The sequence below is a fragment of the Streptosporangium sp. NPDC000396 genome, assembly GCF_042898655.1.
Taxonomy (GTDB): domain Bacteria; phylum Actinomycetota; class Actinomycetes; order Streptosporangiales; family Streptosporangiaceae; genus Streptosporangium.
In genome coordinates this window covers 67,474-85,340 of sequence record NZ_JBIAZA010000011.1, presented here as the reverse complement: position 1 = coordinate 85,340, position 17,867 = coordinate 67,474, and the positions used below count along the sequence as shown (strand labels likewise).

13 protein-coding genes are annotated in these 17,867 nt (G+C 70.9%); 8 read left to right on the top strand and 5 right to left on the bottom strand.

The window, feature by feature from the left end; all coding sequences use genetic code 11:
- Nucleotides 1-10 precede the first annotated feature (10 nt).
- Nucleotides 11-1,564, bottom strand: a complete 1,554-nt coding sequence (locus ACFY2X_RS19190; RefSeq protein ID WP_389939809.1) for an MFS transporter — start codon at nt 1,562-1,564, stop codon at nt 11-13.
- A gap of 355 nt (nt 1,565-1,919) precedes the next feature.
- Here ACFY2X_RS19190 and ACFY2X_RS19185 point away from each other — a divergent pair, with 355 nt between their 5' ends.
- From ACFY2X_RS19185 to ACFY2X_RS19155, 7 genes are all read left to right on the top strand, one after another.
- The gene (locus ACFY2X_RS19185) at nt 1,920-3,785 is read left to right on the top strand and encodes a hypothetical protein (RefSeq protein ID WP_389939808.1); all 1,866 of its coding nucleotides are present in this window, start codon (nt 1,920-1,922) and stop codon (nt 3,783-3,785) included.
- A 202-nt stretch (nt 3,786-3,987) separates the two neighbouring features.
- On the top strand, nt 3,988-6,330 hold the full coding sequence (locus ACFY2X_RS19180; protein ID WP_389939807.1) for an AAA family ATPase: 2,343 nt from the start codon (nt 3,988-3,990) through the stop codon (nt 6,328-6,330).
- A gap of 185 nt (nt 6,331-6,515) precedes the next feature.
- The gene (locus tag ACFY2X_RS19175) at nt 6,516-7,499 is read left to right on the top strand and encodes an ABC transporter permease (protein ID WP_389939806.1); all 984 of its coding nucleotides are present in this window, start codon (nt 6,516-6,518) and stop codon (nt 7,497-7,499) included.
- An 8-nt stretch (nt 7,500-7,507) separates the two neighbouring features.
- Nucleotides 7,508-8,419 (top strand): ABC transporter permease, encoded by a 912-nt coding sequence (locus ACFY2X_RS19170; protein ID WP_389939805.1) that lies wholly within the window; start codon nt 7,508-7,510, stop codon nt 8,417-8,419.
- On the top strand, nt 8,416-10,551 hold the full coding sequence (locus ACFY2X_RS19165; protein WP_389939804.1) for a dipeptide ABC transporter ATP-binding protein: 2,136 nt from the start codon (nt 8,416-8,418) through the stop codon (nt 10,549-10,551). The genes ACFY2X_RS19170 and ACFY2X_RS19165 overlap by 4 nt, the downstream gene beginning before the upstream one ends.
- 13 nt (nt 10,552-10,564) lie before the next feature.
- A complete protein-coding gene (locus tag ACFY2X_RS19160) occupies nt 10,565-12,283 on the top strand; it encodes an ABC transporter family substrate-binding protein (RefSeq protein WP_389939803.1) in 1,719 nt (572 codons plus the stop codon).
- A 110-nt stretch (nt 12,284-12,393) separates the two neighbouring features.
- Entirely contained in the window at nt 12,394-13,482 is a 1,089-nt protein-coding gene (locus tag ACFY2X_RS19155; protein ID WP_389939802.1) for a winged helix DNA-binding domain-containing protein, read from the top strand.
- A 152-nt stretch (nt 13,483-13,634) separates the two neighbouring features.
- On the opposite strand, the gene ACFY2X_RS19150 is transcribed toward ACFY2X_RS19155, so the two are convergent.
- A complete protein-coding gene (locus ACFY2X_RS19150; protein ID WP_389939801.1) occupies nt 13,635-15,005 on the bottom strand; it encodes an MFS transporter in 1,371 nt (456 codons plus the stop codon).
- Between the two features lie 113 nt (nt 15,006-15,118).
- Between ACFY2X_RS19150 and ACFY2X_RS19145 the strand changes: the two genes are divergently transcribed.
- Nucleotides 15,119-15,568 carry a winged helix-turn-helix transcriptional regulator gene (locus ACFY2X_RS19145; protein ID WP_389939800.1) on the top strand — a complete coding sequence of 150 codons (450 nt, stop codon included), beginning with the start codon at nt 15,119-15,121 and terminating at the stop codon, nt 15,566-15,568.
- A 44-nt stretch (nt 15,569-15,612) separates the two neighbouring features.
- Here the strand turns inward: ACFY2X_RS19145 and ACFY2X_RS19140 are convergent, their stop codons facing one another.
- From ACFY2X_RS19140 to ACFY2X_RS19130, 3 genes are read right to left on the bottom strand one after another with little or no spacing between them, the layout of a single operon-like run.
- Nucleotides 15,613-16,473, bottom strand: a complete 861-nt coding sequence (locus ACFY2X_RS19140) for a biotin-dependent carboxyltransferase family protein (RefSeq protein ID WP_389939799.1) — start codon at nt 16,471-16,473, stop codon at nt 15,613-15,615.
- Nucleotides 16,470-17,114, bottom strand: a complete 645-nt coding sequence (locus tag ACFY2X_RS19135) for an allophanate hydrolase subunit 1 (RefSeq protein ID WP_389939798.1) — start codon at nt 17,112-17,114, stop codon at nt 16,470-16,472. Before ACFY2X_RS19135 ends, ACFY2X_RS19140 begins: the two co-directional genes overlap by 4 nt.
- Nucleotides 17,111-17,866 (bottom strand): LamB/YcsF family protein, encoded by a 756-nt coding sequence (locus tag ACFY2X_RS19130; protein WP_389939797.1) that lies wholly within the window; start codon nt 17,864-17,866, stop codon nt 17,111-17,113. Before ACFY2X_RS19130 ends, ACFY2X_RS19135 begins: the two co-directional genes overlap by 4 nt.
- Nucleotide 17,867 lies beyond the last annotated feature (1 nt).

Below are 17,867 nucleotides of genomic sequence, written 5' to 3'. Positions count from 1 at the left end.
CCGAAACTCGTCAGCCGGAGTCACCCTGGTCAGCCTGCCGGCGGGGGATCAGGAGCGCCACGGCCCCGGCGGTCGCGCCCAGCAGGAGCGCGCTCACCACGATCGTGGAGTGCAGTCCGGAGACGAACGCGACGCGGGCGGCGTTCAGCAGGGCCACCCCGGTGTCGCCGCCGACCTCGTTCGCCACGTGGGCGGCGGCGGCGAGCGACTGGCGGGCCTGGGACATCAGCGGGGGAGCGACACCCGGCACCGAGACCAGGGAGGGGGCGTAGACGACGGTGGTGATCGTGCCCAGAACCGCGACCCCGAGCCCGGCGCCGAGCTCGTATGCGGTCTCCTCGACGGCGGCGGCGCCGCCCGCCCGCGACTCGGGGGCGGACGACATGATCGTGTCGGAGGCGGCCAGCAGGGTGACCTGGATGCCGAAGCCGACGCCGACGAAGCAGAGCACGAGCACCAGCGAGTGGTGCTCGGTGCCCCACGTCAGCGTGGGGGTCAGGGACAGGGCGGTCAGCGCCAGCCCGCCGCTCATCGTGGCCCGCAGTCCGATCCAGCGCAGCAGCTGCGCGCCGGCGAGGCCGCCCGCGACGGAGGCGATCATCAAGGGCAGCATGCGGATCGCGGCGCCGAGCGGGCTGTCGCCGATCACGAGCTGGAGATACTGGGCGAGCATCAGCTCCAGCCCGACCAGGGAGAAGACCGTCAGCAGCACGGCGGCCACACCGACGGAGAACGCCCTGTTCCGGAACAGGGCGAGGTCGAGCAGGGGCGAGGGGATCCGCCGCTGCCTGCGCACGAACCAGGCCAGCAGCCCGGCCCCGCACAGGAACGCCGCCACCCCGCCCAGATGTCCGGAGCCCGCCTCCTTCACCCCGAAGGCCAGGGCGAGGATGCCGAGCACGGACAGCAGCGCGCTGGGCGCGTCCCACGGATGCGAGGCGCGCGGGCGGCACTCCGGCAGGATCCTGGCCGCCGCGGGCAGCAGCACCAGCAGGATCGGCACGTTGATCAGGAAGACGGCACCCCACCAGAAGTGCTCGACGAGCACGCCGCCGATGAGCGGCCCGATCGCGGCGCCGGCCGCCGCAACCGCGCTCCACACGCCCAGGGCGATCGCGCGCTCGCGCCGGTCGGTGAAGACCTGCCGGATGATGGAGAGCGTGGCAGGCATGATCATTGCGCCGCCGACGCCGAGGAACGCCCGCGCGGTGATGAGGGCCGGCGGGGTCGGAGCGAACGCGGCCGCCGCCGAGGCGGCGCCGAACACCAGATATCCGGCGAGCACCAGGCGTTTGCGCCCGTAGCGGTCGCCGAGCGTGCCGAAGGTCAGCAGCAGCGGCGCGACCACCAGCGAGTAGACGTCGATGATCCACAGGAGCTGCACCGAGGTCGGCTCAAGCGCGGCGGTCAGCGCCGGGACCGCGATGTGCAGCACCGTCGCGTCCACCGCGATCAGCAGAAGGCTGAAGCACAGCAACACGAGGACCGACCAGCGGCCGGTCCTTCGCTCTCGTGGATCGGGTGCGGCGCGTCTGGCGCCGGTCACGACCCCCGTGATGGTCATAGGCCGCTCGCGGAGCTGTCGGCCTGGACGAACATGCGTCGCAGCTTAGGCGAAGTCGGGCGGTGGGCGAGCCATGATCGGACGATCGGTTCAGACCGATACGCGCATCTCGTGATGGCGTGGGTCTCCTCTCCCGCGTCTCTCCGAGGAGAGGCGTGCGTCTTCTCTAGAGAGATATGTGTGACCTCTCTAGAGAGATACAGGCATGTAGCTGCTCTCTAGGCAAAGGACGAGCCCGCCCGGACCATGACCATCATGTCCGACATCCCGCCGCAAACGTGGAGGCCACGATCAAGGACCGTTCCGCGCTTCCTCTCCTCCCCGAAGGACGGGACATCCACATCGCGGGTGCTCGGTGAGCGGTCTGGGCCAGCAGGCCCCCGCCAGGGTCCCGCCCCCACCCGACTCGGACGACCCGCGCGAATGGTGTGCCACTGCCGCCGCCTGGCTGAGCCGCGACCGGCCGGAGGCCGCTCTGGAGGCCGCCCGCCAGGCGGTGGAGCGCGACCCCCGGGCCGAGTCCGGTGCCGACTGGGGATACCGCCTCGCCAGCCTCGCCTTCGAACGGCTCGGCCGCGTCGCGGAGGCCGTGGCCGCCGCCGAGGAGGCCGTACGGCTGGCGCCGGGCTCCTGGGCCGCGCGGCTGCGCCTGGGCGCGGCCCTGCGCCGGGTGCCGGGACGCTGGCGGGAGTCGTGGGCGCAGACGGCCAGGGCCGTCCGCTACGCGCCGGAGGAGCCCGATCCGCACGCCCTCATCGGTGACCTCGCGCTGTTGCGCGGTGAGCACCGCCGAGCCGAGGCCGCCTATCGCGACGCGTTGCGTCGCCTGGACGACCACCCCGGAGCCAGGATCAACCTCGGTCTCGCCCTCCTGCGCTGGGAACGCCCCCGGGGCCATCACGATCCCGCCTGGCCGATCGACCCCCGGGAGACCGGCCGGGCCCGGCACGTCATGGAGACGTGGTGCCGGGAGACCCGCGTCCTGCTGGCCGTGACGCTCTCGGTGGTCGGGGCGGCGGCCTTCGGTCTCGGCCTGACCGCCGGAGCCAGGGACGGCGGTGCGGCGATGCTGGCCGTCGTCCTGCTGATCACCCTCAGGCAGGCGCACCGGGTCAGGCTCTGGCCCTACGTTCCCGGCATGCTCGCCCGGGACCTGTGGCTCGGCACGTCCGTCGCGGCCACCCTGGTCGCCGTCGCCGCCTATGTCGCGGCGATCGCCACCCTTCCCCGGGCGGCCTCCGTGTTCGCTGCGGGCGCGGCACAGGGGCCGTCGAGCGGGGTGTGGGCCTGCCTCGCGGGGCTGGTCCTCCTCAACGGCGCGGCCGTACTCGTCCTGCGCGTGCTGGTCGAGGCCTGGCAGGGGCGGCCGGTCAAGGCGCTGGCCGAATTCGCCGCGGCCCACGAGGACCGTACGGCCCTGCGGAACATCGGCGTGACCCTCTGGCTGGTGGTGGGCCGCGCGTGGTCCGCACTGGCCGTGATCGCCGGGCTCGTCCTGGTCGCGGACGAGCCCGGATGGGCCTTCGCCGCGCCGGCCGTCCCGCTCGCGCTCGGCTGGGCGTGCGGCCGGGGCGGGCCGGCCCCTCGCCTCCGCCGGGTGCTCGCCGCCGACCGCTGGCTCGTGACGGCGCTGGTCCTGCTGGCCACCGCCTCCCTCGTGCTCGGCGGGGCGGCGGTCCTGCCGGCGCTCGGGCTCCTCCGGGTGACGGGCGGCGAGGCGGGGCAGGCCGGTGCCGCGGTGCTGGGCGCCCTGGTGGCCGTGTTCGCCGCGAGGTCGGCGCAGGCGTGGTGGCGAGGCGAGCCTGGACCCTGGCGGGCTTCCCTGGTCATGTGTGAGAGCTGCGGCCGCCGCCTGCCGGGCGACGCGGGGCCGACGGTCGGCCTCAGTGGCGAGGTGCGCCAGGCTCTCGCCTGCGCTCGCGGCGTGGTGCTCGCCTACGCCGACCCCACCGGGCCGCGGGCGCTCGCGGTCGGCGCGGTCAGCTCGGTCAGCCCGAACGGGGAGCTCCGCCTGATCGCCGGCGACGACGCGTGGGAGGCGGCCGAGCGCGACCCGAGGGTGGCGGTGTTCGTCACCGATCCGCTGGACCGCCAGTTCTGGGCGGAGGTTCGCGGTGTCGCGGTCGGCGACACCGAGGCCGACGTGCTCCGGGTCACTCCCAAACAGGTCGTGGTCGGCGAATATCCCGGCCACGACCGGATTCGCTTCCCCCTTGGCTGAGCGCCCCCGTGCGAACCTCCCGCGCGGATCGAGCCGTTTCCCGTGGGAGGACGGGAGCAGGATGTGGCGCCAGGATCATGGTATTCATCCGTTCTAAGCCCGTTTTATCTGATCGTGTCGGTGTGACGGCGTGGCGCGGCGCTCAGCCACGCGCAAACGTCTGCCGGGTGCGGTATAACCGGGGGCGGACCGGGGAGGCATGATGCGGGAACCCGACAGGGCCAGGCCGGCGGGGCGCGCGGCGGCACGGGATGTCTTCGAACAGGTGCGATCGCGCTATTTCCGGCTTTCTCCATCCCTGCGCAGGGTGATCTACGCCGCTGTGCTGGTCGGGGCGGTCGGGCTGGCGCTGGGCATGGGCTGGTCGCCGTTCAGCGCCTTCTTCGTCACGATCGCCCTGCTCGGCTTCATGGCGCTGACCCTCCGCTTCCCCCGCGCCGCGGCCACCCTCGTCGTGGTGGCCGGGTGGCTGCTCCTGCTGCCGATCCTCCAGAGCCTGTACGGCAGGCAGGCACCCGCCTCGGCGGGGATGACGCTCCTGGCCTTTCTGGTGGCCGGAGCCGCGCATCTCATCCGCTGGGTCCCCCCATGGCTGACGACGCTCATGGCGCTGGTCCCGGCGGGCCTGGTGGCCGCCGCGATCGCGGTGGTGTCGCCGGACATCGCGCTGTGGGCCGCGTACGGCGTGGCCGCCGCGATGCTGGTCTACCGCTTCGTCCGGGCCCGCCAGGTCAGGACCGCGCTGACGGCCGGAGAGCAGCAGGCCAGGCTGCGGGTCCGCGAGGGGGGCCAGCCGGCCCACACGCCCGGCGAACGGCCCGCGCCGCCGCCGATCTCGGTGGAGGAGGCCCTCGCCGAGCTGGAAGGCATGATCGGCCTGGCCCCGGTGAAGGAGCAGGTGCGCTCGATCGCCGCCTCCATCGAGGCGGCCCGGCTGCGCAGGGAGGCCGGTTACTCCGCCGATCCCCCGATGCGCCACTTCGTGTTCGTCGGCCCTCCGGGCACGGGCAAGACCAGCGTGGCCAGGACCGTCGCGAAGATCTTTTACGCGTTCGGGCTGTTGGAGACGCCCTACGTGGTGGAGGCCCAGCGCGCCGACCTCGTAGGGGAGTACCTCGGGGCCACCGCCATCAAGACGAACGAGCTGGTGGACCGGGCGCTCGGCGGGGTGCTGTTCATCGACGAGGCCTACAGCCTGATCAACTCCGGTGACGGCCAGCTCGACCGGTTCGGCGCCGAGGCGGTGCAGACGCTGCTCAAGCGGGCCGAGGACGACCGTGACCGGCTGATCATCATCCTGGCCGGATACGACAAGGAGATGACCGCCTTCCTGGCCTCCAACCCCGGCCTGGCGAGCCGGTTCGCCAGCCGGGTCCGCTTCCCCAGCTACACGCCGGACGAGCTGCTCCAGATCACCCACCTGCTGCAGCGGCGGCGCGGCGACCGGATGGCGGAGGACGCCAAGCCCGCGCTGCTCGCCCGGTTCGAGGACGTGCACCGGCGCACGATCGTGGACGAACTGGGCAACGCACGCTTCGTCCGCAGCCTTGTGGAGGCCTCGGCCCAGGCCCGTGACGTGCGGGTGGTGGGCGCCGGAGGCTCACCCACCACCGAGGATCTGGTGACCACCGGCGTCCAGGACGTCGCCAAGGCGTTCGACGAGCTCACCGCCCGCTACCGGGGTTACCAGGCCGCCCCCAGCCTGGAGGAGGCGCTCGCCGACCTGGACCGGATGGCCGGTCTGGAGCCGGTCAAGCGCCAGGTGCACGCGATCACCGCGCAGCTCAGGGTGGCCAGGATGCGCCAGGAGCGCGGCCTGCCGACCCCGCCGCAGATGCGGCACTTCGTCTTCACCGGGCCGCCGGGCACCGGCAAGACCACGGTGGCTCGCATCCTGGGGCGCATCTTCGCCGCCCTGGGCCTGCTCGCCCAGGCCGACGTGGTGGAGGCCCAGCGGGCCGACCTGGTCGGCCAGCACCTCGGGGCCACCGCCATCAAGACGAACGAGCTGGTGGACCGGGCGCTCGGCGGGGTGCTGTTCATCGACGAGGCCTACAGCCTGGTCAACACCGGGTACGCCGGGGGTGACGCCTTCGGCGCCGAGGCGGTGCAGACGCTGCTCAAGCGGGCCGAGGACGACCGTGACCGGCTGGTCGTCATCCTGGCCGGATACGAGCACGAGATGGACCGGTTCCTGTCGACCAATCCCGGCCTGGCCAGCAGGTTCAACCAGCTCGTGCGGTTTCCCTCCTACGCGCCGGGTGAGCTCGCGGAGATCGCCGAGCTGCTCGCGGAAGGCTCGGGTGACCGCTTCGACGAGGCCGCCCGCCGGGACCTGACCGAGGTCTTCACGTGGGTCTGCGACGACGGCCTGATCGACGGCCTCGGTAACGGCCGGTTCGCGCGCTCGCTGTTCGAGCGCGCCGCGATGCGCCGGGACGTGCGGCTGGCCGCCCTGGGCGGAGGCACGGCCAGTGCCGCCGAGCTGACCACGATCACCAGCGCCGACCTGCGCGCGGCCGTCGACGAGCTCGCCGGGCGATGACTCCACGCTGACCCCATCTCGCGCGCGGGAGCGCGGGAGCACGGTGAGTACCGCGAGTGCGGCGAGCATGCTGAGCACAGCCTTTGACCGAGATCGAACCCCCGATTGAGCACCCCCTGTAGTTGAGTGGCTGCATTATGTAGCAGGATGGCCACCGACAGAAGGGAATCGCGGAAGGGGGGACGATGGCGGGATTCCTTTTCCGCAGGCTGCTCAACTATCTGGTGCTGATCGTCGTTGCCACGAGCCTGGCTTACATGCTGGCGGCCACCGCGCTCAATCCCCGATCGAACTACGAGGGTCGTTACCCGCCGATTCCGCCGGCGGTCATCGACGCGCGCCTCACCGAGCTGAACCTGAACGACAACACCCCGGTGCTGGAGCGCTACCTGACGTGGGCGGGCGGCGTCGTCCACGGCGACTTCGGCAAGACGGTGACCGGCGGCGCGGTCAGCGAGGACCTCGGGCGGCGGATCGGTGTCACCCTCCGCCTGATCACCATCGGGCTGATCGTCGGCAGCGTCGCCGGTGTGCTGGTCGGCGCTTACGCGGCGGTCAAGCAGTACGGCCTGTTCGACCGGCTGTCGACCGGCGCCTCCTTCGTCGTCCTCGCGGTCCCCACCGTCGTGCTGGCCAACATCCTGATCATCGGCGGGGTCTGGTTCAACGAGTTGACCGGCACCCAGATCTTCCTGGTCAGCGGTGAGGCGACCCCTGGCCTGCAGGGCGGATTCCTCACGCAGGCGGTGGACCGGCTCCAGCACCTGATCCTGCCTTCGCTCTCGCTCTCGCTGGGGCTGATCGCCGTCTACAGCCGCTACCAGCGCAACATGATGCTCGACGTGCTCGGCGCCGACTTCGTCCGCACGGCCATGGCCAAGGGATTGCGCCGCCGTACCGCGCTGGTCAAGCACGCGTTGCGCACCGCGCTGATCCCGGCGGTCACCTACTTCGCCTTCACCTTCGGGGCGCTGCTGGTCGGCACCACCTTCACCGAAAAGATCTTCGGCTGGCACGGCATGGGTGAGCAGCTGGTCAACTCCATCTCCACCAACGACGTGAACACCGTGGCCGCCATCAGCTGCTTCGCGGCCTTGGCGGTGCTGGTGGCGTCCCTGGCCTCCGACGTGTTCCACGCCGTTCTCGACCCGCGGGTCCGGGTCGGATGAGCAAGGAGATGAGCATCACTGACGAGGAGTTCACCGAGCAGCGGGCGGACGCCGACAGGTTCAGGGCCCCTTCGCGGCTCCGGGTGGTCACGGGCCGCTTCTTCGGCTCGCTCCAGGGCCTGATCGGGTTCGCGCTGCTCGGGCTGATGTTCCTGCTGGCGTTCGCCGGGCCGCATCTCGGCAGGTGGACCTACACCGACAAGGACTTCATGGCGTTCCTCCAGCCGCCCTCCGCCGAGCACTGGTGGGGCACCCTGCAGACCGGTGCCGACGTCTACGCGGTCACGCTGCGCGGCATGCAGAAGTCGCTGATCGTCGGCCTGCTCGCCGCAGTGGTCGGCACCGTGCTGGCGGCACTGGTCGGCGCCTTCGCCGGATACTTCCCAGGCTGGGCCGACCGGTCTCTCACCTGGGTCACCGACCTGATGCTGGTCCTGCCGGCCTTCCTGATCCTGGCGATCATGTCGCCGCTCTTCGCCGGCGGTCAGTGGCCGCTGTTCGTGCTCGTGCTGGCGCTGTTCCTCTGGATGGTCACCTCGAAGATCGTTCGAAGCATGACCATCTCGCTCAAGGAGCGGGAGTTCATCCACGCCGCCAGGTTCATGGGCGTCTCACCAGTGAAGATCATCTTTCGGCATGTCATCCCCAACATGTCCTCGCTGCTGATCGTGGACGCCACGCTGAACGTCAGCGCCGCGATCCTCACCGAGACCTCCCTGTCCTATTTCGGCTTCGGCATCCAGCCTCCCGACGTGTCGCTGGGCAGCCTCATCGCCGACGGCGCCAAGACGGCCGTCTACGCCCCGTGGACGTTCTGGTTCTGCGCCGGGCTGCTGATCGTCACCGTGCTCGCGGTGAATCTGGTCGGTGACGCTCTGAGAGACGCCTTCGACCCCACCGCGAAGAGGGGCGGACAATGAGAGAGTGTGACGAACGCTCGGCAGGTGTGAGGTCCCGGATCGGCCAGGCCGTCCCGGTGCTGGAGGTGACCGACCTCAACGTCACCTTCGGCTCCGGTCCTGGCGCGGTGCACGCCGTCCGGGGGGTGAGCTACGCGGTCCGTCCGGGCGAGGTGCTCGGCATCGTCGGCGAGTCCGGGTCCGGCAAGTCGGTCACCTCGCTGGCCGTGATGGGCCTGCTCCCGCCGCACGCCCGCGTCGCCGGCTCGGTGCGGCTGTGGGGCCAGGAGATCCTGGGCGCGGCGGAGAAGACGCTCACCGCCTTCCGGGGAAAGACGATCTCCATGGTCTTCCAGGACCCGCTTTCCGCGCTCACCCCGGTCTACCGGGTGGGAGACCAGATCGCCGAGGCGGTCCGGATCCACCAGAAGGTCAGCAGGGAGCAGGCCGCGAAACGGGCCGTCGAGCTGCTCGACCTGGTCGGCATCCCCAACGCCGCGCAGCGTGCCAAGGCGTTCCCGCACGAGTTCTCCGGCGGCATGCGCCAGCGCGCCGTGATCGCGATGGCGATCGCGAACGACCCCGACGTGATCATCTGTGACGAGCCGACCACCGCGCTCGACGTCACCATCCAGGCCCAGGTGCTGGAGGTGCTGAAGAAGGCACAGCGGGAGACCGGCGCGGCGATCATCCTGATCACCCACGACCTGGGGGTGGTGGCCGGGTTCGCCGACCGGGTCCTGGTCATGTACGCGGGGCGGCCCGTCGAGGTCGGGTCGGTGGACGACGTCTACTACCGCCCGCGCATGCCGTACACCATGGGCCTGCTCGCCTCGGTCCCGCGCCTGGACCGGGACGGCGGGCAGCCGCTGGTTCCGATCGAGGGAAACCCGCCGTCGCCCGCGGCGCTGCCGCCCGGCTGCCCGTTCGAGCCGCGCTGCCCGATGGCCGTCCCGGCCTGCGCGGAGGCGGAGCCGGCACTGGAGCCGGTCGGTCTCCCCGGGCACCAGGCCGCGTGCATCCGCTCGGGTGAGATCGAGGCGGCCGGCTGGTCGCCCGCCCAGATCTACCAAGCCGGAACCGGCGACCGTCGCGGGCCCGGAGCCGGACCGGCGGCCCACGAGCGGCCGGTACGGCTGCCGCGCGACGAGCGCGACGTCGTCCTGGCGGTGAACGACCTGGCCAAGCACCACCCCCTGATGAAGGGGGCGTTCTTCAGACGGCGGGTCGGCACGGTCTACGCGGTGGACGGCATCAGCTTCGACATCCGCACGAGAGAGACACTCGGCCTGGTCGGCGAGTCGGGCTGCGGCAAGACGACCACGCTGATGGAGATCCTGGAGCTGGCCAAACCGCAGCGCGGCACGATCGTGGTGCTGGGGCACGACACGTCGGAGCTGCGTGCCCGCGACCAGATGGCGATCCGGCGGGACATGCAGGTCGTCTTCCAGGATCCGCTGGCCTCGCTGGATCCGAGGATGACCGTCTACGACATCATCGCCGAGCCGTTGCGCACGCACGGGATCAGAGCCCCGGGGCTGAGGGTCCGGGAACTGCTCGATCTGGTCGGCCTGGACGCCGGCCACGCCGCCCGCTACCCCCAGGACTTCTCCGGCGGCCAGCGCCAGCGCATCGGCATCGCCCGCGCGCTCGCCCTGGAGCCCCGGCTGATCGTGCTGGACGAACCGGTCTCGGCGCTCGACGTGTCCATCCAGGCGGGTGTGATCAACCTGCTGGAGGACCTGAAGAGCCGTCTGGGCCTGTCCTATCTGTTCGTGGCGCACGACCTGGCCGTGGTCCGGCACATCGCCGACCGGGTCGCGGTCATGTATCTCGGGAAGATCGCCGAGATCGGGCAGGTCGGCCAGGTCTACGACACTCCGATGCACCCCTACACGCAGGCGCTGCTGTCGGCGATCCCGCTGCCCGACCCCGAGAAGGAACGTTCCAGAAGGCGGATCCTGCTCGAGGGCGACCTGCCCAGTCCGGCCGATCCTCCCACCGGCTGCCGTTTCCGCACCCGCTGCCCCAAGTTCAGGACCCTCGACGAGGCAGGCCGGGCGCGGTGCGTGAACGAGGAACCCCAGGTCCGGCCGCTCGGAGAGGACCACGGCGCCTCGTGCCACTTCGCCGAGAAGCTCGAAGTCGTATGACCCAGGAGGAACCGTGATATCAATCCGGCGCGTGGGCGCGTTCGCCGCCGCTCTGACCGTGGCCGGCTCGTTGGCCCTGACCGGTTGCAGCGGTCAGGGAGAAGGCGGCGGAGGCGGCGGGGGAGACGAGAGGTCGCCGACCGGCATCAGGGCCTACGACATCAATCCGGTCTCCCGCGATCGGATCAAGGACGGGGGCCTGCTCCGCTGGGGGCTCAACGAGTATCCGGCCAACTGGAACCTCAACCACGTCGACGGCAACCTGGCGATGGTCAAGAAGGTCATCGACGCCCTCATGCCCTCGCCCTTCCGCTCCAACGAGAAGGGTGAGATCTCGGCGAACACCGACTACCTGCTGAAGGGAACGGTCACCGCGACCAGGCCCAGGCAGGTCGTCACGCTGACGCTCAACCCCAGGGCCAGGTGGTCCGACGGAAGGCCGATCACCTGGGAGGACTACAAGGCCCAGTGGGGAGCGATGAACGGCAAGGACGGCGACTACCGCGTCGCCGGCACCACCGGATACCAGGACATCGAAAGCGTGACGAGGGGCAAGGACGACCACGAGGTCGTCATCACCTTCGCCAAGCCCTTCGGAGACTGGCAGTCACTGTTCGGGCCGCTGTATCCCAAGAGCACCAACGCCACCCCGGAGGGGTTCAACGACGGCTGGCTGCACCGGATCCCGGTGACCGCGGGCCCGTTCAAGTTCGACTCCTTCGACGAGACGGCCAAGACCATCACCATTGTCAGGGACGAAAGCTGGTGGGGGGACAGGGCCAAGCTGGACCGGATCATCTACCGATCGCTGGAGAGCGACGCGCTGGTCGGCGCCTTCAGCAACGGGGAGCTGGACACCTTCGACCTCGGCCCCTCCGCGCCCGACTACGCGCGGGCCAAGAGCAGCCAGGACGCGATCGTACGGCAGGCGGCCGGACCCGACTTCCGGCACATCACGATGAACGGCGAGAGCGAGATGCTCTCCGACGTCAGGGTCCGCCAGGCCATCGCGATGGGCATCAACCGCCAGGCCATCGCCCAATCCGACCTCCAGGGGCTGGACTGGCCGATCGTCCTGCTGAACAACCACTTCTTCATGAACACCCAGGAGGGATACCAGGACAACGCAGGAGAGCTCGGAACCTACAACCCTGAAAAGGCCAAGAAGCTGCTGGATGCCGCAGGCTGGATGCTTTCCGGGCAGACCCGAATGAAGGGGGGCAAAGAGCTGAACCTGCGCTTCATCATGCCGTCCGGCCTGCAGCTCACCAAGTCCGAAGCCGAACTCATCCAGAACATGCTGGCTCAGATCGGAGTCAAGGTCACCCTTCAGGCGGTGCCGGGTGACGACTACTTCACCAGATACATCATTCCCGGCAACTACGACATCACCGCGTTCGCCTACGTGGGCACGCCCTTCCCGGTCTCCAGCGGTTACGGCCAGTACGCCAACGCGGTCAAGGACTCCAAGGGCCAGCTGCAGTGGAACGCCAACCTCGGCCGCATCGGTTCCCCGCAGATCAACGCGGCCATGGACAAGGCGACCGCCGCCCTCGACGGCGCCCAGGCCGTCGCCGCCACCAACGTCGCCGACAAGCTGATCTGGGAGGCGGTGAACGTGGTGACGCTCTACCAGCGCCCGCAGAACGTCGCCGTCAAGAAGACCATCGCCAACTTCGGTGCCCGCGGCTTCTATGACCTGAAGTATCAGGACATCGGCTTCACCCGGTAGCCCGCGGGGACACCTCCGGAGCCCGATCGGCGGGCGGGGCGCCGCTCCCGCGGGGCCGGCGGAGTTCCGCCGGGAGGGTTATGTCAGGGAGAAGGTATAGAAGTTGATTCATGACTATCTCGGTGACCTGGCACCAGGTGCTCGCATGGAGGTTGAAGCGGCAGTTCGTCGACCCGGTGGCAGGGTCCGACGCCGTGTCCGTGGTCCGGAGGCTCACCGGGGTGCAGGCCCAGGTGGCCTCCTCCGCGGAGCTCGCCGTGGCCGTGCGGCGCACGGATCCACGCCCCGGCGAGATCGACAGGGCCCTGTGGCAGGAGCGCACCCTGGTCAAGACCTGGACGGCGCGCGGCACCCTGCACCTGGTCCCCGCCGACGAGCTGGCCTGTTACGCCGCGGTCCTCGGCTCGTTCCGCAACTGGGACAAGGGCTCCTGGCAGCGCGGCCACGGTGTCACCGCCGCGGAGGTCGCCGCCATCCTCGACGCGGTCCCCAAGGCGCTCCGCGACAGCACGCTCACCCGTGAGGAGCTGGTGGAGCGGGTCATCGAGGTCACCGGCGACCTTCACCTGAAGGAGGCGCTCACCTCCGGCTGGGGCGCCCTGCTCAAGCCGCTGAGCTTTCTGGGCGAGCTCTGCTACGGCCCGCCCCGCGAGGGCCGGGTGACCTTCGTCAGCCCCCGTGACTGGGTGCCCGGCTGGCCGGCCGAGCTGCCCTCGGCAGAGGAGGGCGGCATGCGCCTCGTCCGCTCCTTCCTCGGCGCCCACGGCCCCGGCACCCCCGAGGCCTTCGACACCTGGCTCTACCGAGGCGGCGCCCGCAAGGCGACCCTGCGCGGCTGGTTCCGCGACCTGACTCCCGAGCTGGCCGAGGTCGAGGTCGAGGGCCGGCCGATGGTCCTGCTCGCCGACGATCTCGACGATCTGGCCGCGACCGCGCCCGCCACCGGGGTCCACCTGCTGCCTGGCTTCGACCAATACATCCTCGGCGCCCCACGCGATCTCGAACCGCTTCTGCCCAAGGAGGCCAAGCCGAAGGTCAGCCGCGCCGCCGGCTGGATCTCCCCGGTCGTGATCTACCAGGGCAGGGTGGCCGGAGTCTGGGAGGCGAAGAACGGTGAGATCACCTTCGATCTCCTGGAAGACGTGCCCACCGCCGCCCTCGCCGCCGAAACCGAGCGGGTCGCGAACCTGCTGGGCTAGGTGCCGTCACATGGGTCACCGAACGCCGGACGCGCCGCGCGGTGATCTCGTGGTCCGGCGTGCCCGGCGGCGCTCGATCAGGCGCTCAATCCGGTGAGACCGGAACCTGCCAGATCCTGCTGCGCACTCGGCGAAGGACTTCGCCTTGACGGTCATCGGCCGGCTCCCTTCCTCAGGCCGAAGGCGCTGACCAGGACGGCCAGGCCGGCCGCGGCGAGCGGCACGAGGAGAGCGGCGCGGTAGCCGCCGAGCAGGTCCTGCGGGGTGCCGCCCGCGCCGGTGGCCGCGACGATCACGGCGGTGGTGGCGGCGAGGCCGAGGGCGGCACCGAACTGGAAGGAGGTGTAGAGCAGGCCGCCGGCGAGCCCCTGCTCGCTTTCGTCGATGCCGTCGGTGGCGACGATGGTGAGCGGTCCGTAGGCCAGCGCGAAGGCGAGACCGAGGATGATCATGGTGGGGAACATGGCGGCGTAGGTCCAGTCCAGGCCGATCGGCAGGAACAGCGCGTACGCCAGCGCGGCGAGCAGCAGGCCGCCCAGGATCACCGTGGGGTTGCCGAAGCGGTTGACCAGTCTGGGGGTCAGGGTGGGGGCGAGGATCGCGTCGGCGCCGATCGCCAGCATGGCCAGGCTCGTCTCCAGCGAGGTCCAGCCGCGCAGCTCCTGCAGGTAGAGCACGGCGACGAACTGGAATCCGAAGAAACTCGCGGCGAACAGCAGTCCGGCCAGGTTGGCGCGGAGGAGCGGTGCCGAGCGGAAGATGCCGAGCCGTACCAGCGGAGCCGGAGACCTGCGCTCGATCGCGATGAAGGCCAGGAACAGCGCGAGCCCGGAGACGATCGTGGCGGCGGTCCAGCCCGCGCTCGTGTGGGTGGCCCGCTCGACGCCGAAGACCAGCAGCATGATCGCGCCGGTGACGGTGATCGCGCCCGCCAGGTCGACCCGCTGCTCTGTGGGGTGCTCGCGGTCGGTCCTGGGGATCAGCGGCATCGCGGCGAGCAGGATGAGCAGGGAGAGTACGGCGGGCGCGAAGAGCACCCATCGCCAGTCGGCCGCGGCGAGCAGTCCGCCGAGCACGAGCCCCAGCGAGAAGCCACCGGCCGCGGTGCCGGAGTAGACCAGGAGTGCCTGGTTGCGCTGCGGGCCCTCCTCGAAGCTCGTGGTGATGATCGACAGTCCGGCCGGAGTCATGACCGCCGCCGCGACACCCGCCACGAACCGGGCCGCGATGAGCATCCAGCCCTCGCTCGCCAGGCCGCCCAGAGCGGAGACGACGAGGAAGACCGCCAGCCAGAGCAGGAACATCCGGCGGCGGCCGAACAGGTCGGCGGCCCGGCCGCCGAGCAGCATGAAACCGCCGTAGCCGAGCACGTAGGCGCTCATCACCCACTGCAGCTCACCGGTGGACAGGCCCAGATCGGCTCTGATCGCCGGGAGGGCGACGTTGAGCATGGCGACGTTGATGCCTTCGAGGAAGATCGCGCCGCACAGCACGAGAAGCATGCCCCAGGTGCGCGCGGTCATACGGGGGAGCGGTGGAGATTCCACGATGGAGGACATGGCTCGATTTCCAGTTCCTGAAGATGAGGTCGGTTCTTTCTTGTAACCGAGAGCATCATGCGTCACCATTGATGAGCATGGAAGATGGCACTTCGAAGGCACCGAGTTACTGCACGGGAACCGAGAACGACCAGGTCATTCAGTGGGACACCAGGGCCGACTGCGATGTCCGCCAGATCCTCGACCGCATCGCGGACAAGTGGTCGCTTCTGGTCATCGCCCTGCTGGACCGCCGTACCATGCGCTTCACCGAGCTGCGCCGCGAGATCGACGGGGTGAGCCAGCGCATGCTCACGGTCACTCTGCGCCAGCTGGAGCGCGACGGCCTCGTGCGCCGGACCGTCTACCCGGTCGTGCCGCCCCGGGTGGACTACGAGCTGACCCCGCTCGGCATGACGCTGCATGAGGTCATCAAGTCGCTGGTCATATGGACCGAGGAGCACCAGAACGAGATCGCGGCCGCCCGGTCCGACTACGACACCAGGGTCGCGGACGAACAGCGGCTGCTGGAGCCCGGCCGCGCCTGATCCGCCCCATGGCCGGGCGATGTGATCACGAAGGCGCCGGCCGGTCAGCCGAGGTGGAAACGGATCTGGTCGCCGGGACGGAGCTGAGCGGCTTTGGCGAGATCCGCCGAGATGAGGACGGCGATGACCGGATAACCGCCCGTCGGCGGGTGATCGGCGAGAAACACGATCGGCTGACCGCTGGGCGGCACCTGCACGGCCCCGGCGACCATCCCCTCGCTGGGCAGTTCCCCCTGGCGGGAGCGCTCAAGGCAGGCGCCGCTCAGCCGTACGCCGACCCGGTTGCTGTCCTGGCTCACCTCGTACGGCCCGGCGCACAGGACGGCCAGCGCGCCGGGGGCGAACCAGTCGTCGCGGGGGCCCCGCAGGACCCGCAGCACGTTCGTCGGAGCTCCGGGCGGCGGCGCCGCGTCCACGATGATGGAAGGCAGGGTGCCGGCCGGCCCCACGGGCAGGATCGTGCCGGGACGGAGCGGGGGAGGGCCGAGACCGGAGAGCGAGTCGGTCGACCGGCTCCCCATGACGACGGGCACGTCGACGCCGCCCCGGACGGCGACATAGGTCCGCAGCCCGGTGGAGGGGATCGCCGTCAGGAGTTCGCCACCGGCCGGAACCCAGAACGGCGCGCCCATCCCGGGTGAGGCGGTCCGGCCGGCGGGCAGCGACTCCAGGAGGCAGGGCGCGCCGGTGACGGCGACCCAGGCCCCGGCGGTGAAGCGCAACCGGGCACCGCCGAAGGTCAGTTCGATCCCGGCGGCGCTTTCCGGATTGCCGACCAGCCGGTTGGCCAGCCGCAGGCTCGGCGCGTCGGCGGCCCCGGAGCGAGGCACACCCAGGTGGCCGTAGCCCGGGCGGCCGAGATCCTGCACCGTGGCGTACGGTCCCGGCGAGATGATCTCGATCATGGGCCGGTGACCGCCTGGAAACGCACCCGCGTGCCCGGGGTGAGCACGGCGGGCGGATCGGCCGTCACGTCCCACACCGTCATGAGGGAGCGGCCGAGCAGCCGCCAGCCGCCCGGCGAGGCCGAGGGGTAGACCGCCGAGTACGGCCCGGCGATCGCCACGGCCCCGGCGGGCACCGAGGTCCGCGGGGTGGGCAGCCGGGACACGTGCAGCACCGGATCCAGCCCGACGAGATAGGCGAACCCCGGGGCGAAGCCCAGCCAGCCCACCACGAGCTCCCGCCCCGTGTGCCGCCGGACCACCTCCTCCGCCGGCAGCCCGCTCAGCGCGGCCACGTCATCGAGGTCGGCACCGTCGTAGACCACCGGGATCGTCACGGTCCTGCCGGGCGCGGCGCTCCCGGCGCCGGCGGCGCGTGCCGTACCCAGGAGACCGGAGAGCCGGGACCGGAGCCCGGACAGGTCGGCACCGGGCGCGGTGACGAGGACGGTCGCGGGCCCGGGCACGATCTCGACCACCTCGGCCGGCCGCTCGGCCCGCAGGAGGGCGTCCAGCCGGTGGGAGACCTCCAGCGAGCCGGTCTCCACCAGCAGGGCGTCTTCGCCGGCTCGGCGGATCACCGGATGTTCCGGGGACGTCAAGCGAACGCCTTGAGCGTCACCCCGGCCGCGACGAGGCCGTCACGGACGGCCTGCGCCAGCAGCACGGCCCCAGGGGTGTCGCCGTGCACGCAGATCGAACGGGCCTCCACGGGGACCTGGGAGCCGTCCACGGCGGTCACCATCCGCTCGGTGGCCATGCGCACGGCCCGGGCCGCGACCGTGTCGGGGTCGTGCAGCACCGCGCCGGGAGAGCGGCGGGAGACCAGGGCGCCCGTGGCGGTGTAGGCGCGGTCGGCGAAGGCCTCGACGACGGTGGTGACGCCTTCCCTGGCGGCGATGTGGTGGACGGCCGAGCCTGGCAGGGCGAGCACCGGGAGGCTGCGGTCGTAGTCGGCCACGGCCGCCACGACCGCCTCGGCCTGCTCGGGATCGCGGTGGATCCGGTTGTAGAGGGCGCCGTGCGGCTTGACGTAGGAGACCCGGTCGCCCATCGCCCTGGCGATCCCGTCCACCGCGGCCAGCTGGTACAGCACCTCGGCGCAGAGCTCCTCGGGATCCATCTCCATCTCGCGCCGCCCGAATCCGGCCAGGTCACGGTAGGACACCTGGGCCCCGATCAGCACGCCCCGGTCCACCGCGGCCGCGCAGGTGCGCCGGATGGTCAACGGGTCACCGGCGTGGAACCCGCAGGCGATGTTCGCGCTGGTCACCACGTCGAGCAGGGCCATGTCGTCGCCCAGTCGCCAGATGCCGAAGCTTTCACCCAGGTCAGCATTGAGGTCGATCATCATG

What these genes read in the sequence shown, in the direction of transcription:
- ACFY2X_RS19170 (WP_389939805.1), top strand. Translation starts at nt 7,508, where the DNA reads ATGAGCATCACTGACGAGGAGTTCACCGAGCAGCGGGCGGACGCCGAC.
- ACFY2X_RS19190 (WP_389939809.1), bottom strand. Translation starts at nt 1,564, where the DNA reads ATGACCATCACGGGGGTCGTGACCGGCGCCAGACGCGCCGCACCCGAT.
- ACFY2X_RS19175 (WP_389939806.1), top strand. Translation starts at nt 6,516, where the DNA reads ATGGCGGGATTCCTTTTCCGCAGGCTGCTCAACTATCTGGTGCTGATC.
- ACFY2X_RS19180 (WP_389939807.1), top strand. Translation starts at nt 3,988, where the DNA reads ATGCGGGAACCCGACAGGGCCAGGCCGGCGGGGCGCGCGGCGGCACGG.
- ACFY2X_RS19165 (WP_389939804.1), top strand. Translation starts at nt 8,416, where the DNA reads ATGAGAGAGTGTGACGAACGCTCGGCAGGTGTGAGGTCCCGGATCGGC.
- ACFY2X_RS19150 (WP_389939801.1), bottom strand. Translation starts at nt 15,005, where the DNA reads ATGACCGCGCGCACCTGGGGCATGCTTCTCGTGCTGTGCGGCGCGATC.
- ACFY2X_RS19145 (WP_389939800.1), top strand. Translation starts at nt 15,119, where the DNA reads ATGGAAGATGGCACTTCGAAGGCACCGAGTTACTGCACGGGAACCGAG.
- ACFY2X_RS19140 (WP_389939799.1), bottom strand. Translation starts at nt 16,473, where the DNA reads ATGATCGAGATCATCTCGCCGGGACCGTACGCCACGGTGCAGGATCTC.
- ACFY2X_RS19130 (WP_389939797.1), bottom strand. Translation starts at nt 17,866, where the DNA reads ATGATGATCGACCTCAATGCTGACCTGGGTGAAAGCTTCGGCATCTGG.
- ACFY2X_RS19155 (WP_389939802.1), top strand. Translation starts at nt 12,394, where the DNA reads ATGACTATCTCGGTGACCTGGCACCAGGTGCTCGCATGGAGGTTGAAG.